The sequence below is a fragment of the Rhizobium leguminosarum genome (genome assembly GCF_004123835.1).
Classification (GTDB): domain Bacteria; phylum Pseudomonadota; class Alphaproteobacteria; order Rhizobiales; family Rhizobiaceae; genus Rhizobium; species Rhizobium leguminosarum_M.
This window is the reverse complement of the sequence record NZ_MZMU01000024.1, coordinates 429,318-446,994: the sequence shown is the minus strand read 5'-3', so window position 1 is coordinate 446,994 and position 17,677 is coordinate 429,318. Positions and strand designations below refer to the sequence as shown.

The window sequence follows — 17,677 nt, the reverse complement described above, 5'->3', positions numbered from 1 at the left end:
CCATGGCGGAGCGGCACCAGCCACGCATTCTGACGATTCCGGCGGGTCTCTCCTTCCTGAAAACGCTGGCGACGACACTTTGCGACGGCCGATTGACGCCGATTTTCCGGCACGACGCCGATGAACCGTTATCGCTTGCCAAAGTAACGATCTACCTGCCGACCCGGCGCGCCGTGCGTGTGCTGCGTTCTGAATTCGTCGACCTGCTCGGCGGCCGATCAGCGATCCTCCCCGTCATCCGCCCGCTCGGCGAAACCGATGACGATAGCGGCTATTTCGACGAGGCGCTGCCGACAACGATCGATCTCGCCCAACCGCTGTCGAATACCGCCCGTCTGCTGGAGCTTGCGCGTCTGATCCTTGCCTGGCGAAATAAGTTGCCGGAGATCGTCCGCCACATTCACTCAGACTCGCCGCTCGTTGCGCCGGCAAGCCCGGCGGATGCGATCTGGCTCGCCCGCAATCTTGCCGAGCTGATCGATTCCATCGAGACCGAGGATCTCGACTGGTCGGAGCTGTCCAAACTCGATACCGGCGATTATGCCGCCTGGTGGCAGCTGACGGCGGAGTTCCTGCAGATCGCCAGCGCCTTCTGGCCCGAGCGGCTTTCCGAACTCGGCAAATCCTCGCCGGCGCGGCACAGAAACGCCATTCTCCGGGCCGAAGCAGGCCGACTTTCGGCGACGAAACCGACTGGACCGATCATCATCGCCGGTTCGACGGGTTCCGTTCCCGCCACCGCCGATCTCATCGCCGCCGTCGCCCATCTGCCTGAAGGTGTGATCGTGCTTCCCGGTCTCGATCTCTCCATGCCCGAGAAGCACTGGCAGATGGTCGCGCCGGAACCGGCGCCCGGCCAACATGCCAATCCGGCAAGCCGCAGCCATCCGCAATATGGTCTGTCGCTGCTGCTCAAGCGGCTGAAGCTGACGCGGGCCGATGTCACGCTCCTCGACAGACCAGAGGCCGATCTTGACCGGCGGGCCGAAATCCTGTCGCGGGCCCTTGCTCCAGCGGAGGCGACCAGCGACTGGGGAGCGTGGAAGAGCGATCTCCCGGCCGGCGCGCTGTCTTCGGCCTTCTCTGATGTCTCGCTGATTGAAGCCGCCAATGAGCGCGAGGAAGCAACCGCGATTGCCATCGCGCTCCGGCTGGCGCTGGAAAGACCGGGACAGGACGGCGAGAGCCGGGCAGCACTCATCACGCCGGACCGCAATCTCGCCCGGCGGGTGATGGCCGAGCTGTCCCGCTTCGGCATCCTCGCCGACGATTCGGCCGGCACACCGCTTGCGGCCACGTCGCAGGGCACGCTTCTGCAATTGCTGCTGGAGGCAGCGTTGCGGCCGGGCGATCCGGTGGCGATCGTCTCGCTGCTCAAACATCCGCTCGCCCGCTTCGGCCTCGAACGTCATGCATTGATTTCGGCCACCGAGGCGCTCGAACTCCTGGCACTGCGCGGCGGCGTGACCGAGGTGGATATCAGCACGCTGGAACCACTGCTCGCTCACCAACTTGCCGAACAGGCCCTGGACAGGCACGCGCCGCAATGGCGAAAAGCGCTTTCGCCTGAGGCCGCCGACGCCGCATACGACCTTGCCCGGCGGGTCACGCAAGCGACCGAGGCGCTGGCTTCGGTGCTGATGCGGCACCGGCCGGAAGATCGTGGAAGAACAGCGCGCTTCACATTATCCGAATGGGCCGAGCGCACCGGCCGTTCGCTTGAAGCGGTCGCGGCCGATCCGCGAGGCAATCTCGCCGACCTCTGGTCTGGTGAAGCGGGAGATGCACTCGCCGCCCTGCTCGGTGAAGTGATCAACACGGACGGCCAGATGGAGGCCGACGGACCGCAATGGATCGACATCATGGCAGCACTTGCCGCCGGTCATGCGGTGAAGCCACGGGCGCTGAGCCATCCGAGGCTTTTCATCTTCGGCACGCTGGAAGCCCGCCTGCAGACCGTCGATACGCTGATCCTCGGCGGCCTGAACGAAGGCACCTGGCCGGGGCAGACCGCCAACAACCCCTTCATTCCGCGAATGATGAAGACGGAGATCGGCCTCGAGCCGCCGGAGCGGCGCATCGGTCAGCTGGCGCATGATTTCGAGATGGCAAACGGTACGCGCCATCTGATCTATGCGCGCGCGCTACGCCAGGGCTCAACGCCGACCGTCGCCTCGCGTTGGCTGCAACGGCTGCTGGCGCTGGGCGGAGAGGCGTTCGAAGGGGAATTGAAGGGACGCGGCGACCGGTTTCTCCAATGGGCCGCTCTCATCGATCGGGGAGATGCTCAGGCGCCGGCGCAACGACCCTCGCCGAAACCGCCGTTGGCGCTGCAGCCGAAATCCTATTCCTTCAGCGAAGTCGGCCGGCTGCGCCGAGATCCCTATGCCATCTATGCCCGTCGCATCCTGCGGCTCGACCCCGTCGACCCGTTCAATCGCGATCCGGGTGCGGCCGAACGCGGGACGCTCTACCACAAGATCATCGACCGTTTCATTCGCGAAGCCCATATCGCCGGCACGCCGGATGCGGCAGCGGCAATGGAGCGCATTCTTTCCGAGCTTTTCGACATGGAAAAGTTGCCGCCGCATATCGATGCCGTGTGGCGGCCGCGCTTTCGCGCGGTGGCCCGCGCCTTCCTCGAATGGGAGGCTGGACGCCGGCATGGCATCCTGAAAACGCTGACGGAAGTACGGGGCGGCATGGAGCTGGAGCCGATCAATATCCGGCTCACCGGCGTCGCAGACCGGATCGACATAACAGGACCAAACTCGGCCGACATCATCGACTACAAAACCGGCTACAATCCCTCGCCGGCGCAGGCACGCGTGCTTCTCGATCCACAGCTTGCGCTCGAAGCGGCCGCCTTGAGCGCCGGCGCCTTCCGCGATGCCGGCAGCCTCTTGCCGCAGGATCTTCTCTATGTGCGTCTCCGACCCGGAAGCCGCTTCCAGGTCGATACCGTCAACAACGAGAGCTCGGCGCGCAGCGACAAGGCGAAATCGGCGATGGATCTCGCAGCCGAATCGATCGACCAGCTGGTCAAATTCGTGGGGCTGCTGCAATCCAGCGAAAGAGGCTTTACCTCGCGGCTGATCCCGGCCCAGCAATTCGATTTCGGCGGCGACTACGATCATCTTGCCCGCGTCTCCGAATGGTCGACGGCCGAAAACGAAGAGGGCGGTGATGAGTGATGTGACCGCCCTTCCCAACGACGACGATCCCGGCGCCTGGATCGGCTGGACGACGATCCAGCAGGCGATTGCCTCCGATCCGCTGCGTTCGGCATGGGTCTCGGCCAATGCCGGTTCCGGCAAGACGCATGTATTGACACAGCGCGTCATCCGGCTGCTGCTTGCCGGGGCGCGGCCTTCCGCCATTTTATGCCTCACCTACACCAAGGCTGCGGCGTCGGAAATGTCGAACCGGGTCTTCGAACGGCTGGCGGAATGGGTGGTGCTTGACGATGAAGACCTCGGCCGTCGCATCACACAGATCGAGGGTACGGCTCCCGACGGACTGAAGCTTGCCGAGGCCCGCCGGCTGTTTGCCAAGGCGCTGGAAACACCCGGCGGACTGAAGATCCAGACGATCCATGCCTTTTGCGAGGCGCTGCTGCATCAGTTCCCGTTGGAGGCCAACGTTGCCGGGCATTTCTCGGTTCTCGACGATCGCGCAGCGGTGGCGCTGCTTTCCGATGCGCGCCGGGCGCTGCTGACGGCAACGGCGCCTGACGAAGACAGCGCCCTTGCCGAGGCATTCGCCTACGTGCTCAATCTCGGTGACGAATCCGGACTGGAGAATCTGCTCGGCGATATCGTCGCCAACCGCAACGCCATTCGCCGTTTCACGGCGACGGCCGAACAGCAGGGCGGTGTGGAGAAGGTCCTGCGCGACAGGCTCGGCCTTGCCGCCGACGACACGGAGAGCCGGATCGCGGCGCAATATTGGCCTTTGCCGGAGCTTTCGGGCGGCATGCTGGAGCTTTATCTTTCGCTTGCCGACCAGAAGGGCGGTGCGAAGGCGCAGGAGGTTGCCTACGGCCTCAGGCTCGCCGGGCGGGAGCCCGATGACGCAAGGCGCGCGCAATTTCTCGAGAAAATCTTTCTGACCGTGAAGGGCGAGCCCAAGGCGGACTCGCAATTCTTCGTCAAGGCCATGCTTGCCGAGGCACCGCAGCTGGCGGAGGCCATCGCCATTGCCCGCGCGCATGTCGCAGCAAGCCGCGACCGACTGAAACTGATGCGGATGTACGGCGCCACACATGCAGCGCTCGTGCTCGCCGATCGGCTGAATCACGACTATGAGGAGTTGAAGAAGCAGCGTAGCCAGCTCGATTTCGAGGACCTGATCACCCGCACCGCCGACCTGCTGACGAAAAGTGGCGTCGGCCCCTGGATCCACTACAAGCTCGATCGCGGCATCGATCATATCCTCGTCGACGAGGCGCAGGATACCAGCCCGATCCAGTGGAGCGTCATCCAGTCGCTCGCCGAAGATTTCTTCTCCGGCGAAAGCGCCCGGCCGATCGTGCGCACGCTGTTTGCCGTCGGCGACGAAAAGCAGTCGATCTATTCCTTCCAGGGGGCAAGGCCCGAGCGTTTTTCCGAGGAGAGCGATCGGACGCGGCGGCGCGTTTCCGATAGCGGGCAGAGTTTTTCCTCAGTGCGGCTGCCGCTGTCGTTCCGCTCGACCGCCGATGTGCTCGAGGCCGTCGACCACATTTTCAAGGCACCCGACAATGCGCGCGGCCTCAGCGCGCTCGGCGAACCGGTCGTGCATCGTTCCAGCCGCATCGGACATCCCGGCGCCGTCGACCTCTGGGAGATGGTTGCGCCGGAAGCGGTGGTGAAGGAGGAGGACTGGACGGCGCCCTTCGACACGACGCCGGAAAGCGCGCCGGCCGCGATTCTCGCGCGGCGGATCGCCCATTCGATCGGCACGCTCGTCGGCCGCGAAACGATCGTCGACAAAGGCAAGGAGCGCCTGATCGAGGCCGGCGACATCCTGGTGCTGGTGCGCAAGCGCGACGCCTTCGTCAATGCGTTGACGCGGGCGTTGAAGCGCCGCGGCGATATTCCCGTCGCCGGCGCGGACAGACTGGTGCTGACCAGCCATATCGCCGTACAGGATCTGCTGGCGCTAGGTCGTTTCCTGCTTTTGCCGGAAGACGACCTTTCGCTCGCCGCCGTGCTCAAGAGCCCGCTTTTCGATCTCTCGGAGGACGACATCTTTGCGATCGCCGCATCGCGCGGCGACAATGAAAGCGTCTGGAGCCATCTCAAAAGCTTCGCCACCGACGGCACCGAGCGTTTCCGCGCTGCCGTCGAGAGGCTGGAGCTGTTTCTCCGGCAGTCCAGGAACCTGTCGGTTCACGATTTCTATGCGCGCGTTCTGGGTAGCTATGGCGGGCGGCGGCAATTCCTTGCCCGTCTCGGCACCGAGGTCAGCGATATCCTCGACGAATTCCTGACCTTCACGCTCGACCACGAGAGCTCCGGCCTTCCCGGGCTGCAATCCTTCATCTCGACGCTGGAGCTCGAAGCCCCCGTGATGAAGCGCGAGCAGGACAAGGGGCGCAACGAGGTGCGGATCATGACGGTGCATGCCTCCAAGGGTCTTGAAGCGCCGATCGTTTTTCTCGTCGACGGCGGTTCGAAGGCCTTCACCCATACCCATCTGCCGAAGCTTCGCCTGATCGAGACCGACCCCGACGAGCCGCCGATGCCCGTTTGGGTTCCTGTCTCCGACCTTTCCAATTCGCTGACGCAGGACGATGCGGCACGCATCCAGATGCTGGCGGAGGAAGAGTATCGCCGGCTGCTCTACGTAGCCATGACGCGTGCCGCCGACCGGCTGGTCGTCTGCGGCTATCGGGGCGTGCGTGTGAACAACGACACTTGGCATATGATGATTTCGGCGGCACTCAGCGACGACCATCCGCATGTGGAGGCGACCACATTCTCCGGTCCCGACGGCGAATGGCCGGGCATCAAATGGCGGGTGCCGCGGGTGGAACGAAGCTTCGAGCGTATCGATCGCAGCGAAGAGCGCGGCAGCGAGGAGACCTTGCCGGACGGCCTGTTGCGGCCATTGCCGCCGCAGGCTGAGCTGCCCCGGCCGCTCAGCCCTTCCGGCGCCGGGACGATTATCAATGAAGACGAAGGCGGCCTGCTGGTGGTCTCGCCGCTGTTCGGCGAGAAGGAACGCAGCGATCGCTCACTGGAGAAAGGCAGACTGATCCATCGCATGCTGCAGGCGCTTCCCGAAATTCCACTTGGCGAACGGCCTGATGCGGCAAGCCGCTATGCCGAACGGGCAGCTCGATTCTGGCCGGAAGCCGAACGGCGCAAGCTTGTCGATTCGGTTCTGAAACTATTGGACGAGGAAGGTCTGCAGGCTGTCCTCGGTGCGCAGGCCCAGCCAGAGGTCTCGATCATGGGAACATTGACGCTCGAAGATCGGCGCTATGCCGTCTCCGGCCGCATCGACCGGCTTGCCGTCCTTGCCGATCGCGTCGTCATTCTCGACTACAAGACCAATCGGGTGCCGCCGGCCACAGAGGAGGCTATCCCCTTCGCGCACCGGGCGCAGCTGGCGATCTATCGCGAGATCCTGGCGCCGCTCCATCCTGATAGGCGTATCGATTGCATGCTTGTCTATACCGAGAACGCCTCGCTCTTCACGCTAAGCGAAAAGGCGCTCGGTTTGGCGCTTGCAGCGGTCAAGACAAAGTGAAATACCGGACATTGAAAATTCGGCACCGCACCATCACATGTGGTTCAACACCCAATTCCGTTAAAGGAGCAGCCCATGGCTACCGTGAAAGTCGATATCAATAACTTCCAGTCGGAAGTTCTGGAATCCGCAGAACCCGTCGTCGTCGATTTCTGGGCTGAATGGTGCGGCCCGTGCAAGATGATTGCTCCGAGCCTCGAAGAAATCGCCGTCGAGATGGAAGGTAAGGTCAAGGTCGCCAAGCTGAATATCGATGAGAACCCGGAACTCGCTGCACAGTTCGGTGTGCGCTCCATTCCGACCCTTGCAATCTTCAAGGGCGGCGAAGTTGCCGATATCTCTGTCGGTGCAAAGCCGAAGACGGCTCTTTCGAACTGGATTTCCAGCGCTGCCTGATTGATATCGACCAATTTATATCACATTGACGAAAAAGCCCGGTTCGACCGGGCTTTTTTCATTTTGCAGCCTTCATTTCGGGGGCGTGCCGTTGTCGGAAAGCACGTCGCCGACAAGATAGAGAGAGCCGCCGACCAGGATGCGCGGCGGCAATGCCTCCGGGTCGAGAACGGCTTTTATCGCTTCCAGCGCATCGCCGACCGTCAACATCGGTTCGGCAACCAAACCGGCATCATAAGCCGCATTCGACAATATCACCGGGTCGATCATCGCTTCGCTGCCGCGGATCGGTACGCAGAAAACCTTCTCGACCAGGCCGGTAAAGGCCTTGAAATAGCCGACCGGATCCTTGGTGTTGATCATGCCGGTAATCAGGAAAAGCGGCCGAGACTGGCGCTCCTCGAAATTGGCCATGGCTTCGGCGATCACTTCACCTGCACCGGGGTTATGCCCGCCATCGATCCAGATCTCGGCACCGGCGGGCGCATGCGACAGCAGCCGGCCCTCGCTCAGACGCTGCAGCCGGCCCGGCCATTCGACCGAACTCATCGCCTTTTCCATCATCGTCTCGGTGACCGTGAAACCCGCCGCCTTGACGGCACGAATGGCGGCGGCGGCATTGGCATATTGATGCCGGCCGGGAAGGCGCGGCAGCGGCAGGTCGGCAAGACCGAATTCATCCTGGTAGACGAGCCGGCCATATTCCTCATGCGCCATGAAATCCTGCCCGAAGACGGCGCTCGGGCAATGCAGCCGTTCGGCCGTCGACATCAGCACGTCGAGTGCTGCGTCATATTCCTGATGGCCGATGACAACGGGAAATCCCGGCTTCATGATGCCCGCCTTTTCGGCCGCGATCAGCTCGACCCTGTCGCCGAGATAGGGCTGGTGATCCAGCGAGATCGGCATGATCACCGAGACTGCCGGGTCGGAAATGACATTGGTGGCGTCGAACCGGCCGCCGAGACCGACTTCGATGATCGCGGCATCGGCCGGATGTTCGGAAAACAGGATGAAGGTGACTGCCGTCAGGATTTCGAAGACGGTGATGTGCTGTCCTGCATTGGCATCGGCCACGCGACGCACGGCCTCGGCAAAAACGGCGTCGTCGACAAGCTGTCCGCGTCCGCCCTTGACGCCAATGCGATAACGCTCGTGCCAATTGACCAGATGCGGCGAGGTGTGGACATGAGCGCTGTAGCCGCCTGCTTCGAGCAGGGCGCGGCAGAAGGCGGTGACAGATCCCTTGCCATTGGTGCCGGCGACATGGATCACCGGCGGCAGTTTCCTGTGCGGATTGCCGAGCACATCGAGAAGACGGGTGATGCGATCGAGAGACAGATCAAAACCCTTGGGATGCAATCCCATGAGCTTGTCGATCTCCTGTGCTGCCTCACTCACTGCGGTTTGGCCTCTGGGTATCAATTCGGCACCCCGCCTGCTTATCGGTTATCAGGCGCTCGCCGCCAGGGCAATCGCGCCGCTGTTCATGTCGTTTGCCGCAGAAACCGGCTTCTTCGTCAGGATCTTCAAGAGGCGCGCCAGCGTTTCCGGAATATCGTGCCGCTTGACGACCATATCGACCATACCATGCTCCAGCAGATATTCGGAGGTCTGGAAGCCTTCGGGCAGTTTTTCACGCAGCGTCTGCTCGATCACGCGCTTGCCGGCAAAGCCGATTTCGGCACCGGGCTCGGCCAGATGAATATCGCCAAGCATGGCATAGGAGGCCGTGACGCCACCGGTCGTCGGGTTGGTCAGCACGACGATATAGGGCTGGCCGGATTCCTTCAGCATGTCGACGGCAACCGTCGTGCGCGGCAATTGCATCAGCGACAGGATGCCTTCCTGCATGCGCGCCCCGCCGGAAGCGGGGAACATCACCAGCGGGCACTTTTCAGCCGTCGCGCGCTCGAAAGCCTTGACGATCGCCTCGCCGGCGGCCATGCCGAGCGAACCTCCGATAAAGTTGAATTCGTGCACGACGGCCACGAGTTTCAGTCCCTGCACCTTTCCGACACCGGCAAGGATCGTATCCTCCTGTTCGGTCTTCAGGCGGCTGTCGCGCAGGCGATCGCTATATTTCTTCGAATCGCGAAACTTCAGCGGATCCTGCGCGACCTTCGGCTGCGGCAGCGATTCGAACTCGCCACTGTCGAAAAGATCGGCTAGGCGGGCCTTGGCCGGCATCTTCATGTGATAACCAGACGCCGGAATGACCCATTTGTTGCCCTCCAGGTCCTTGTGGAAGACCATCTCGCCCGTTTCCGGACACTTGATCCAGAGGTTCTCCGGCACTTCGCGACGGCCCAGCATGGAATTGATCCGCGGGCGAACGTAGTTGGTGATCCAGTTCAACTCGAATACTCCTGATAGTCTAAAGCGCGTCGCGATCTTTCAGATTCGCTGCCACGCTTTAGGTCCTAGTTTCCCGCATGTCGTTGCCGCAAAACCGCTGCACACTTTTGCGCGACATGCTTTATTGCCAATGTGGGCAAACTATTCGGCAGCAACAAGGCGCGCCGAACGTGTTCCCGTGGAAAGGCCGCGCACCAGCGTGGCTACCGCCTGAACGGTGTCCGCCGTTGCCTTTCCGTCATGCGTCAAGCTGGTCGCGACCTGATTGACGATTGCAGTGCCGACGACGACGCCGTCGGCCGAACCGCCGATGACCTTTGCATGTTCCGCCGTCTTGACGCCAAAGCCGACGCAGACGGGCAGGTTGGTATGCTGCTTGATGCGCTCGACCGCGCCCGAAACCAGTGACGGATCGGGCAGCGCCGAACCGGTGATGCCGTTCATGGAGACGTAGTAGACGAAGCCGGAGGTGTTCTTCAGGACCGTCGGCAGGCGCTTCTCATCGGTCGTCGGCGTCGCCAGGCGGATGAAATTGATGCCTTTGCGGATCGCCGGAATGCAAAGCTCGTCATCCATCTCGGGCGGCAGGTCGACAACGATCAGGCCGTCGATACCGGCGGTGAGCGCGTCGTCGAGGAATTTCTCGACGCCGTAAATATAGATCGGGTTGTAGTAACCCATCATCACGATCGGCGTCGCATCGTTGGTCTTGCGGAAATCGGCCGCCAGCTGCAGCGTCTTCTTCAGCGTTTGGCCACCTTTCAGGGCGCGTTGACCGGCCAGCTGGATCGCCGGGCCGTCGGCCATCGGATCGGAAAAGGGCATGCCGAGCTCGATGATGTCGGAGCCTGCCTCCGGCAAAGCCTTCATGATGCCGAGCGAGGTGTCATAATCAGGATCGCCGCCCATGAAATAGGTCACAAGCGCCGGACGGCCCTCGGCCTTCAGCTCGGCAAAGCGTTTGTCCATGCGTGCGGTCATGTCTTACAGTCCCATTCCCAGAATCTTGCCGACGGTGAAGATATCCTTGTCGCCGCGGCCGGAGAGGTTCATCAGGATGATCTCGTCCTTGCCCATCGTCGGTGCGCGCTTGATCACCTCGGCAATTGCATGCGAGGGCTCGAGCGCCGGAATGATGCCTTCGAGGCGGGTCAAGGTCTGGAAAGCCTCGAGCGCTTCGTGATCCATGATCGGCACATAGTCGACGCGGCCGGTATCGTTCAGCCAGGAATGTTCGGGGCCGATGCCGGGATAATCGAGGCCGGCCGAAATCGAATGGCCTTCCTTGATCTGACCGTCACCATCCTGCAGCAGATAGGTGCGGTTGCCGTGCAGCACGCCCGGCGAACCGGCGGTGATCGAGGCGCAATGTTCATCGCCCTGCAGACCCTTGCCGCCGGCTTCGACGCCGACGATCTTGACGGAGGGATCATCCAGGAAAGGATGGAAAATGCCGATGGCGTTCGAGCCGCCGCCGACGGCAGCGATGACGAGATCCGGCAAGCGGCCTTCGGCCGCCAGCATCTGCTCTTTCGCTTCGGTACCGATCACCGACTGGAAATCGCGAACCATCTCCGGATAGGGATGCGGACCGGCTGCCGTTCCGATCAGGTAATAGGTATCCTCGACATTGGTGACCCAGTCGCGAAGTGCCTCGTTCATGGCGTCCTTCAGCGTGCCGCTGCCTGCCGTGACCGGTTTGACTTCCGCACCGAGCAGCTTCATGCGGAAAACGTTGGGCGCCTGACGCTCGACGTCGGTGGCGCCCATATAGACGACGCAGGGAAGGCCGAAGCGGGCGGCAACGGTTGCCGAGGCGACGCCATGCTGACCAGCACCGGTTTCGGCGATGATGCGGGTCTTGCCCATGCGCTTGGCGAGCAGGATCTGGCCGATGCAATTGTTGATCTTGTGCGAGCCGGTATGGTTCAGCTCTTCGCGCTTGAAATAGATCTTGGCGCCGCCGAGTTCGGCCGTCAGCCGCTCGGCGAAATAGAGCGGGCTGGGGCGGCCGATATAATGCGCGCCGAGATGCTTCAATTCGGCCTGGAATGCCGGATCGTTCTTTGCTCTGCTCCACTCGTCCTGCAGATCAAGGATCAGCGGCATCAATGTTTCGGCGACGAAACGACCGCCATAAATGCCGAAACGGCCATCTTCATCGGGGCCGGAACGGAAGGAATTCGGTTTAGGCGTCTCGTTCACTCTCAACTCCCTGAGGCCATCATCGGCGCATTCGCCTTTTCGACCGCGTCAAAAAATTCGTCGATCTTCGCGACGCTCTTCACGCCAGGCGTAGTTTCGACTCCCGAGGAGACGTCGATACCCGGTGCGTTGGTGATGAAAAGCGCTTCTGCGACATTGTCCTTGTTCAGCCCGCCGGAAAGCATGTAGTCGACGCTGCCGTCAAGCCAGCTGAGAAGGCTCCAATCGAAGGAAATTCCATTGCCGCCAGGCAGTTCCGAACCCTTCGGCGCTTTGGCGTCGAAGAGAAAACGGTCGGCGATGCCAATATAGGCCTCGACGCGCTTCAGGTCGTCTGCCGTGCGTACCGAAAAGACCTTCATCACAGGCAGACCATAGACCGCCTTTATGGTCAGCACATGTTCGGGGCTCTCGTTGCCGTGAAGCTGGAGCATATCCGGCTTCAACAACGACACGATCTCGTCCAGTTCGTCATTGGTCGGATCGACGACGACGGCGACGATTTTCGCCTTGCCGCGCGCAGGTTCGGCAAGTTTTGCCGCCAGGTCCGGCTCGATGTAGCGCGGGCTCTTTTCGAAGAAGATAAAACCGATATGGGTCGCGCCGCGTTTCAGCGCGCGATCGACAGCGTCAGGCGTCTTCAAGCCACAGATCTTGATATCCGGTCTCATGGCAGCGAAGTGACACGAAATGTGGAAAGAGTCGAGCCAATTTGCGACGAACGCTGAATTTAGCGCGGCTCTCGGCTAGAGCGCCGCGCGTCCAAAGGACGCGCTATCACTTTAAATCTGCGCATAATGCTTTGCGAAAAATCGATTCCGACTTTCCGGGTTATGCGCTAGTCGAAATCGATGGCATGCAACTGGCTGCCATGCCGCTTGAGCCAGGACTTCGCCTCCTCCGTACCGGGGCAAAGCTTACGGCAGAGGGCCCAGAAGTGCGGGCCGTGGTTCATTTCCTTGAGATGGGCAACTTCATGGGCCGCGAGATAATCGATCACCGAAGGCGGAGCCATGACGATACGCCAGGAAAAGCTCAGATTTCCCTCCGACGAACACGAGCCCCAGCGGCTGCGGGTATCCTTCATCGAGATCGAGCGGACCGGCGCCCGGATCGTTCCGGCATGCATCATCGCCAGTCTTGCGAGATCGGCACGCGCCTCTTTCTTGAGAAAGGCAGCAATGCGCCGTCCAACATGTTCCGGCATGCCGCTGACGCGCAGCACCGGCCTGCCGTCTATGGAAATCGCCTCCGTCAGCCCGCGCAAGCTGCCGCTATGCTGGATGCGATGGGAAACGCCGCGAAGGAGGATTTCGCCACCGTCACGCAGGCCGGCATCGGTTGAAAACTTGGCAAGCTTGGTGAACAGCCACCCCTGGTGACGATCGAGGAAGGCATTGACCTCACGCGCCGCAAGGCCTTTCGGCACCGTCATCTTCAAGGCGCGGCCACCCGGTTCGATGCGCAGCGTGATGCGTGTCGCCCGGTCATGCTGCTTGATCGTCAGCGGCATAAGCCGGCCAGCCACATCCAACGTCCGCGTTTCGGGCGGAGCCGGTTTGCGGGCTTTCGGCCTTGTCTTCAGAAGCGAGAACATGGGTGTTTTCTATCCGATTCGCCGGGGGAACGGACATAGAAAAACCGGCATCGGAAGATGCCGGTCATTTTCAGCGTTCAGGCCTTCACGGCGTCTGGTATTCAGCGACCGGGCCATTGTCATCACGCTTGGCGTTCCTGCGGTCACGCATGAAGCGGTCGAACTCTTCCTGATCCTTGGCGCGGCGGAGCTCGCGCAGATAGGAGTCGAATTCCTCGCGCATTTCGTCAAGCTTGCGGCGCTCTTCCTCCATCCGGTCGAGTTCGGCCTTGCGCCAGTCGTCAAAGGCGACGTTGCCCGTCGAGAAGTGCGGGCGGTGACGGCCATGCGGGCGGCGGCAGGAGGCAAAGAAGCCATCGGTCGCCTGGTTGACGTCACGCTTGAAGCCGCGCAGACGGTCGCCGAAGATGATGTAGGCAAGCATGGCAAGACCCAGAGGCCAGAAAACCATGAAGCCGAGAATCATCAGGGCAATGGTAGCCGGAGTCCAATCCGGTCGAAGCAATGCTGACTGGTTCATCGTGCGGGTATCCCTCGCTTTCCGCGCCCGGCAGAATACCGAACGCTGAAATCGATGTGGTTACCGCAATAACCGCCTTCAAGACGATTGCCCGCGAAATCGGACAAGGCCTTGAATCCGTTTTGCTAATTCAGCTATCCCTGATTCAGCCCGCCCGGCCGCCCTTGATAACACGCGGGACCGGAGGCTTAACGGCGGAACGAGAATGCTGACGGACGAAATTGATGATGCGCGGCGCGATCTCGCGGCGGAAACGCGAGCCATTGAAAACACCATAATGGCCGACATCCGGCTGAAGATAATGCATGCGCATATCTTCGGGAATGTTCACGCAGATGGTCTGCGCCGCCTTTGTCTGGCCGACCCCGGAGATATCGTCATTCTCACCTTCGACGGTCAGCAGCGCCACGTTGCGAATTGCCGCCGGATCGACGCGTCTGCCGCGATGCATCAGTTCGCCCTTCGGCAGCGAATGCTTGATGAAGACCTCCTCCACCGTCTGCAGATAGAATTCGGCGGTCAGATCCATGACGGCGAGATATTCGTCGTAGAAATCGCGATGTCTTTCCGGCTCGCCGTCGTTCTTCACGAGATGCATGAAGAATTCTTTGTGCGCGACGAGATGGCGATCAAGATTCATCGACATGAAGCCCGAAAGCTGCAGAAATCCTGGATAGACCGGGCGCATGAAGCCCGGCTGCGGCCAAGGCACGTTCATGATGACATTGTCGGAGAACCACTGCAGCGACCGCTCCTGGGCGAGCTTGTTGACCGCCGTGGGGTTGATGCGCGTGTCGATCGGACCACCCATCAGCGTCATCGACGCCGGCGAAAGCGGATCTCTGGCTTCTTCCATCACGGCAGCGGCAGCTAGCACCGGAACGGAAGGCTGACAGACGGCAATGACATGCGTGTCGTGACCGAGGAAATGCAGCATCTCGATGACGTAGTCGACGTAATCGTCGAAATCGAACGTGCCTTCCGTCATCGGCACCATGCGGGCGTCGATCCAGTCGGTGATGTAGATATCGGCACTCGGCAGCAGCGCCTCGACCGTGCCGCGCAGCAGCGTGGCATAGTGGCCGGACATCGGCGCGACGATCAGTATGCGCGGATCATTGCCGCGCGCGGCGGGAACACTGCGCGCGAAATGTAGGAGATTGCAGAAGGGTCGCGACCAGACGACCTCTTCGCGGACGGAAACCGTCTGGTCACCGATCGTCGTCTGCTTCAATCCGAATTCCGGCTTCCCGTAGCGTCGTGTCGTGCGTTCGAACATTTCGAGGCTTGCCGCCATCGTCCGGCCGAATGGCGTGTGGGAGAACGGGTTCAGCGGATTGGCATAGGCAAATCGCATGATATCGGCCGCGGCGCGATACGGCGCCATGGCGGCATGGTTCAATTCATAAAGCTGATAAAACATGGAAGGCGCCACCTTTCTCTATCGAAAAGATGACGCTGATTGAGAGGCATCGGCTCTTTCCGTAATGCGGGCACGTACCGCAGACTAACAGGTTTTTGTTGCACAGCAACATGGACGAACCAAACCTACACAAGAAATGCCGCAGAATTGACCTCCGGCATCATAATCGACCTGAAAACTTAAGTTTCTCAGCAAGAAGCGTCGTTAACGATCCGCTACAAAGGTCTGCTTCTGCGTGCCGAGACCTTCGATGCCGAGTTCGACCACGTCTCCCGCCTTGAGATAACGCGGCGGCTTGAGGCCCATGCCGACGCCCGGAGGCGTGCCGGTCGAGATCACGTCACCGGGATGCAGCGACATGAACTGGCTGAGGTAGGAGACGAGGAACGCAACCCCGTAAACCATCGTCTTCGATGAACCGTTCTGCATCTTCTGGCCGTTGACCGTCAGCCACATGCCGAGGTTCTGCGGTTGCGGAATTTCATCCTTGGTCACGAGCCAGGGGCCGATCGGACCAAAGGTGTCGCAGGACTTGCCCTTGGTCCACTGACCGGACCGCTCGGTCTGGAAAGCGCGCTCGGAAACGTCATTGGAGACGCAATAACCGGCTACATAATCCAGCGCTTCGGCTTCCGTTACATATTTAGCGGTTTTGCCGATGACGACGCCGAGCTCGACTTCCCAATCGGTCTTTTCCGAACCGCGAGGAATGATGACATCGTCGTTCGGCCCGACGATTGCGGACGTTGCTTTCATGAAGATGATCGGCTCGGGCGGCACGGTCGCACCGGTTTCGGCAGCATGATCCGAATAGTTCAAGCCGATGCAGATGAATTTGCCAGTGCCCGCGACGCAGGCGCCGATGCGACCGGGTGCGATTTCCGGAAGGCTCTTCGGATCGATCGCTGCTATCTTTGCAAGGCCTGCCGGTCCGATCGCTTCACCGCCGATATCGGCGACATGACCGGAGAGATCGCGGATCTTGCCATCGGCATCGAGAAGTGCTGGTTTTTCACTGCCTGCTTCGCCAACACGCATCAGCTTCATGGAATTCCTCCTCATCGAAAACGGATTTGCAACCACCTATGAACGAATTATTCATCGGTGTCATTACGGCTTTGCCGGGAAGCGGTACGGCTTTTCCGCGATTTAAGTGATTTTCTGCCGAAACCCGCCCGAATCTTTCGACATCATGCTCTAAAAATTTCCGCCAGATCAGGGCCGACGGGAACGATTTTCGTCGGATTGAGGGTCTCGATCGCATAGTAGCCGCACTTGATATGATCGAGATTCACCGTTTCACCGATGCCCGGCCAATCAGCATACGGCGGCAGACGTCGCGCAGTAGTCATGGAGACAATCTGCACGCTCAAACTGCGACGATGCTGCGCTTGCCAAGCCAACGAAGCAGGAAATATGACTTGGCTATACAAGATGACGTGGAGCTCGAAATGCATCTCTCGAAGGCCGTCGTGCAGACCCAACATGCGAGCCGCTACCTACAGCAGCTCTGCAAACACTGGAGCCACAAGTCAGCGTCGATTTTGATCCTCTGAAGGGCCGGGTGCCGTTCAGCGATACGGCCGAGGTAACGTTTGCCGCCGACGATGCGGCGCTGACCATGACACTTTCGGTCGCCGATCCCTCGCAACAGGAGAGGATGCAGCAGGTCATCGACGATCATCTGAAGCGCTTCGCCTTTCGCGAAGAACTCGACATCGTCTGGTCGGACTAAGCCCAGCCCCCGATCCAAATTTTCTGCCCCAAACCCTGGAACAAGCATGATGAAGAGCAATCACCGCGAATCCGACTATCCGATCGATCCGATGTTTCTCGACCGCTGGTCGCCGCGCGCCTTCACCGGCGAAATCATCGAGGAGACGCAGCTGCTCGGTCTGCTCGACGCCGCCCATTGGGCGCCGTCCTCGGCCAACCACCAGCCCTGGCGCTTTATCTATGGCCTCAAGGGTTCGGAGCATTGGGAGAAATTCGTCGCTTTGCTCAACGATTCCAACCAGGAATGGGCCAGGAACGCATCGGCGCTGATCTTTGTCGTGGCGCGCGCTTTCACCGGGGCTGCCGGCTCGGCTGAGGAAAAGCCGAGCTACACGCATTCCTTCGATGCCGGTGCGGCATGGGGGCATCTGGCGATCCAGGCGCGCCTCTCCGGCTTTTACGTCCATGGCATGGGTGGCATCAAGCATGAAGAAATCAGGCGGGCTTTCAGCATTCCCGAGGGATACCGCGTCGAGGCAGGCGTCGCCGTCGGCCGCCTGGCCGACAAGAGCGTTCTTTCCGAACGCAATCAGGCGCGCGAATTCCCCAGCCAGCGCAAGCCGCTCTCCGAGGTTGCCTTCAACGGGCGCTTCGTCGCGAATTGAGCGAAGCCAAAGGCCAAGCAGATATCGGGCAAACGAAAGCCCCGCCATCCTAAAGATAG

Annotated in this window: 13 protein-coding genes and 2 pseudogenes; 5 read left to right on the top strand and 10 right to left on the bottom strand. The window is 61.0% G+C overall.

Annotated elements, in window-relative coordinates:
* Positions 1 to 2 precede the first annotated feature (2 nt).
* The 3 genes from addB (at position 3) to trxA (ending at position 7,134) form a co-directional block, all read left to right on the top strand.
* A complete protein-coding gene (gene addB, locus B5P46_RS31770; protein ID WP_129422174.1) occupies positions 3 to 3,194 on the top strand; it encodes a double-strand break repair protein AddB in 3,192 nt (1,063 codons plus the stop codon).
* On the top strand, positions 3,187 to 6,738 hold the full coding sequence (addA, locus tag B5P46_RS31765; RefSeq protein WP_129422173.1) for a double-strand break repair helicase AddA: 3,552 nt from the start codon (positions 3,187 to 3,189) through the stop codon (positions 6,736 to 6,738). Before addB ends, addA begins: the two co-directional genes overlap by 8 nt.
* 75 nt (positions 6,739 to 6,813) lie before the next feature.
* The gene (gene trxA, locus B5P46_RS31760) at positions 6,814 to 7,134 is read left to right on the top strand and encodes a thioredoxin (RefSeq protein WP_003544118.1); all 321 of its coding nucleotides are present in this window, start codon (positions 6,814 to 6,816) and stop codon (positions 7,132 to 7,134) included.
* 72 nt (positions 7,135 to 7,206) lie between these two features.
* On the opposite strand, the gene B5P46_RS31755 is transcribed toward trxA, so the two are convergent.
* From B5P46_RS31755 to B5P46_RS31710, 10 genes and pseudogenes are all read right to left on the bottom strand, one after another.
* Positions 7,207 to 8,559, bottom strand: coding sequence for a bifunctional folylpolyglutamate synthase/dihydrofolate synthase (locus B5P46_RS31755; protein WP_206735438.1), 1,353 nt, complete (start codon positions 8,557 to 8,559; stop codon positions 7,207 to 7,209).
* A gap of 27 nt (positions 8,560 to 8,586) precedes the next feature.
* A complete protein-coding gene (accD, locus tag B5P46_RS31750) occupies positions 8,587 to 9,492 on the bottom strand; it encodes an acetyl-CoA carboxylase, carboxyltransferase subunit beta (RefSeq protein WP_129422172.1) in 906 nt (301 codons plus the stop codon).
* A gap of 141 nt (positions 9,493 to 9,633) precedes the next feature.
* Complete coding sequence (trpA, locus tag B5P46_RS31745) at positions 9,634 to 10,473, bottom strand: tryptophan synthase subunit alpha (RefSeq protein ID WP_129422171.1); 840 nt, start codon at positions 10,471 to 10,473, stop codon at positions 9,634 to 9,636.
* 3 nt (positions 10,474 to 10,476) lie between these two features.
* Entirely contained in the window at positions 10,477 to 11,697 is a 1,221-nt protein-coding gene (gene trpB / locus B5P46_RS31740; RefSeq protein ID WP_129422170.1) for a tryptophan synthase subunit beta, read from the bottom strand.
* Between the two features lie 2 nt (positions 11,698 to 11,699).
* Positions 11,700 to 12,368 carry a phosphoribosylanthranilate isomerase gene (locus B5P46_RS31735; RefSeq protein ID WP_129422169.1) on the bottom strand — a complete coding sequence of 223 codons (669 nt, stop codon included), beginning with the start codon at positions 12,366 to 12,368 and terminating at the stop codon, positions 11,700 to 11,702.
* Positions 12,369 to 12,535: 167 nt separating this feature from the next.
* The gene (locus tag B5P46_RS31730) at positions 12,536 to 13,294 is read right to left on the bottom strand and encodes a M48 family metallopeptidase (protein WP_129422168.1); all 759 of its coding nucleotides are present in this window, start codon (positions 13,292 to 13,294) and stop codon (positions 12,536 to 12,538) included.
* Positions 13,295 to 13,379: 85 nt separating this feature from the next.
* Positions 13,380 to 13,814: a DUF2852 domain-containing protein gene (locus tag B5P46_RS31725; RefSeq protein ID WP_017962639.1), complete on the bottom strand. Its 435-nt coding sequence runs from the start codon at positions 13,812 to 13,814 to the stop codon at positions 13,380 to 13,382.
* A gap of 145 nt (positions 13,815 to 13,959) precedes the next feature.
* Positions 13,960 to 15,237, bottom strand: a complete 1,278-nt coding sequence (locus tag B5P46_RS31720; RefSeq protein WP_129422167.1) for a polyhydroxyalkanoate depolymerase — start codon at positions 15,235 to 15,237, stop codon at positions 13,960 to 13,962.
* A 204-nt stretch (positions 15,238 to 15,441) separates the two neighbouring features.
* The gene (locus tag B5P46_RS31715; protein ID WP_129422166.1) at positions 15,442 to 16,284 is read right to left on the bottom strand and encodes a fumarylacetoacetate hydrolase family protein; all 843 of its coding nucleotides are present in this window, start codon (positions 16,282 to 16,284) and stop codon (positions 15,442 to 15,444) included.
* A 143-nt stretch (positions 16,285 to 16,427) separates the two neighbouring features.
* Positions 16,428 to 16,582 (bottom strand): annotated as a pseudogene (locus B5P46_RS31710) (glutathione S-transferase family protein); the annotation flags it as partial.
* Between the two features lie 106 nt (positions 16,583 to 16,688).
* On the opposite strand from B5P46_RS31710, the pseudogene B5P46_RS31705 reads away from it, so the two are divergent.
* Both B5P46_RS31705 and B5P46_RS31700 read left to right on the top strand, forming a co-directional pair.
* Positions 16,689 to 16,972 (top strand): annotated as a pseudogene (locus B5P46_RS31705) (DUF2218 domain-containing protein).
* 46 nt (positions 16,973 to 17,018) lie between these two features.
* Positions 17,019 to 17,618 (top strand): nitroreductase family protein, encoded by a 600-nt coding sequence (locus tag B5P46_RS31700; protein WP_129422165.1) that lies wholly within the window; start codon positions 17,019 to 17,021, stop codon positions 17,616 to 17,618.
* Positions 17,619 to 17,677 lie beyond the last annotated feature (59 nt).

Bases quoted from the DNA above. Each gene is read 5' to 3' on its own strand.
- addB (WP_129422174.1), top strand. From the start codon at position 3: ATGGCGGAGCGGCACCAGCCACGCATTCTGACGATTCCGGCGGGTCTC.
- addA (WP_129422173.1), top strand. From the start codon at position 3,187: ATGAGTGATGTGACCGCCCTTCCCAACGACGACGATCCCGGCGCCTGG.
- trxA (WP_003544118.1), top strand. From the start codon at position 6,814: ATGGCTACCGTGAAAGTCGATATCAATAACTTCCAGTCGGAAGTTCTG.
- trpA (WP_129422171.1), bottom strand. From the start codon at position 10,473: ATGACCGCACGCATGGACAAACGCTTTGCCGAGCTGAAGGCCGAGGGC.
- B5P46_RS31735 (WP_129422169.1), bottom strand. From the start codon at position 12,368: ATGAGACCGGATATCAAGATCTGTGGCTTGAAGACGCCTGACGCTGTC.
- B5P46_RS31730 (WP_129422168.1), bottom strand. From the start codon at position 13,294: ATGTTCTCGCTTCTGAAGACAAGGCCGAAAGCCCGCAAACCGGCTCCG.
- B5P46_RS31725 (WP_017962639.1), bottom strand. From the start codon at position 13,814: ATGAACCAGTCAGCATTGCTTCGACCGGATTGGACTCCGGCTACCATT.
- B5P46_RS31720 (WP_129422167.1), bottom strand. From the start codon at position 15,237: ATGTTTTATCAGCTTTATGAATTGAACCATGCCGCCATGGCGCCGTAT.
- B5P46_RS31715 (WP_129422166.1), bottom strand. From the start codon at position 16,284: ATGAAGCTGATGCGTGTTGGCGAAGCAGGCAGTGAAAAACCAGCACTT.
- B5P46_RS31700 (WP_129422165.1), top strand. From the start codon at position 17,019: ATGATGAAGAGCAATCACCGCGAATCCGACTATCCGATCGATCCGATG.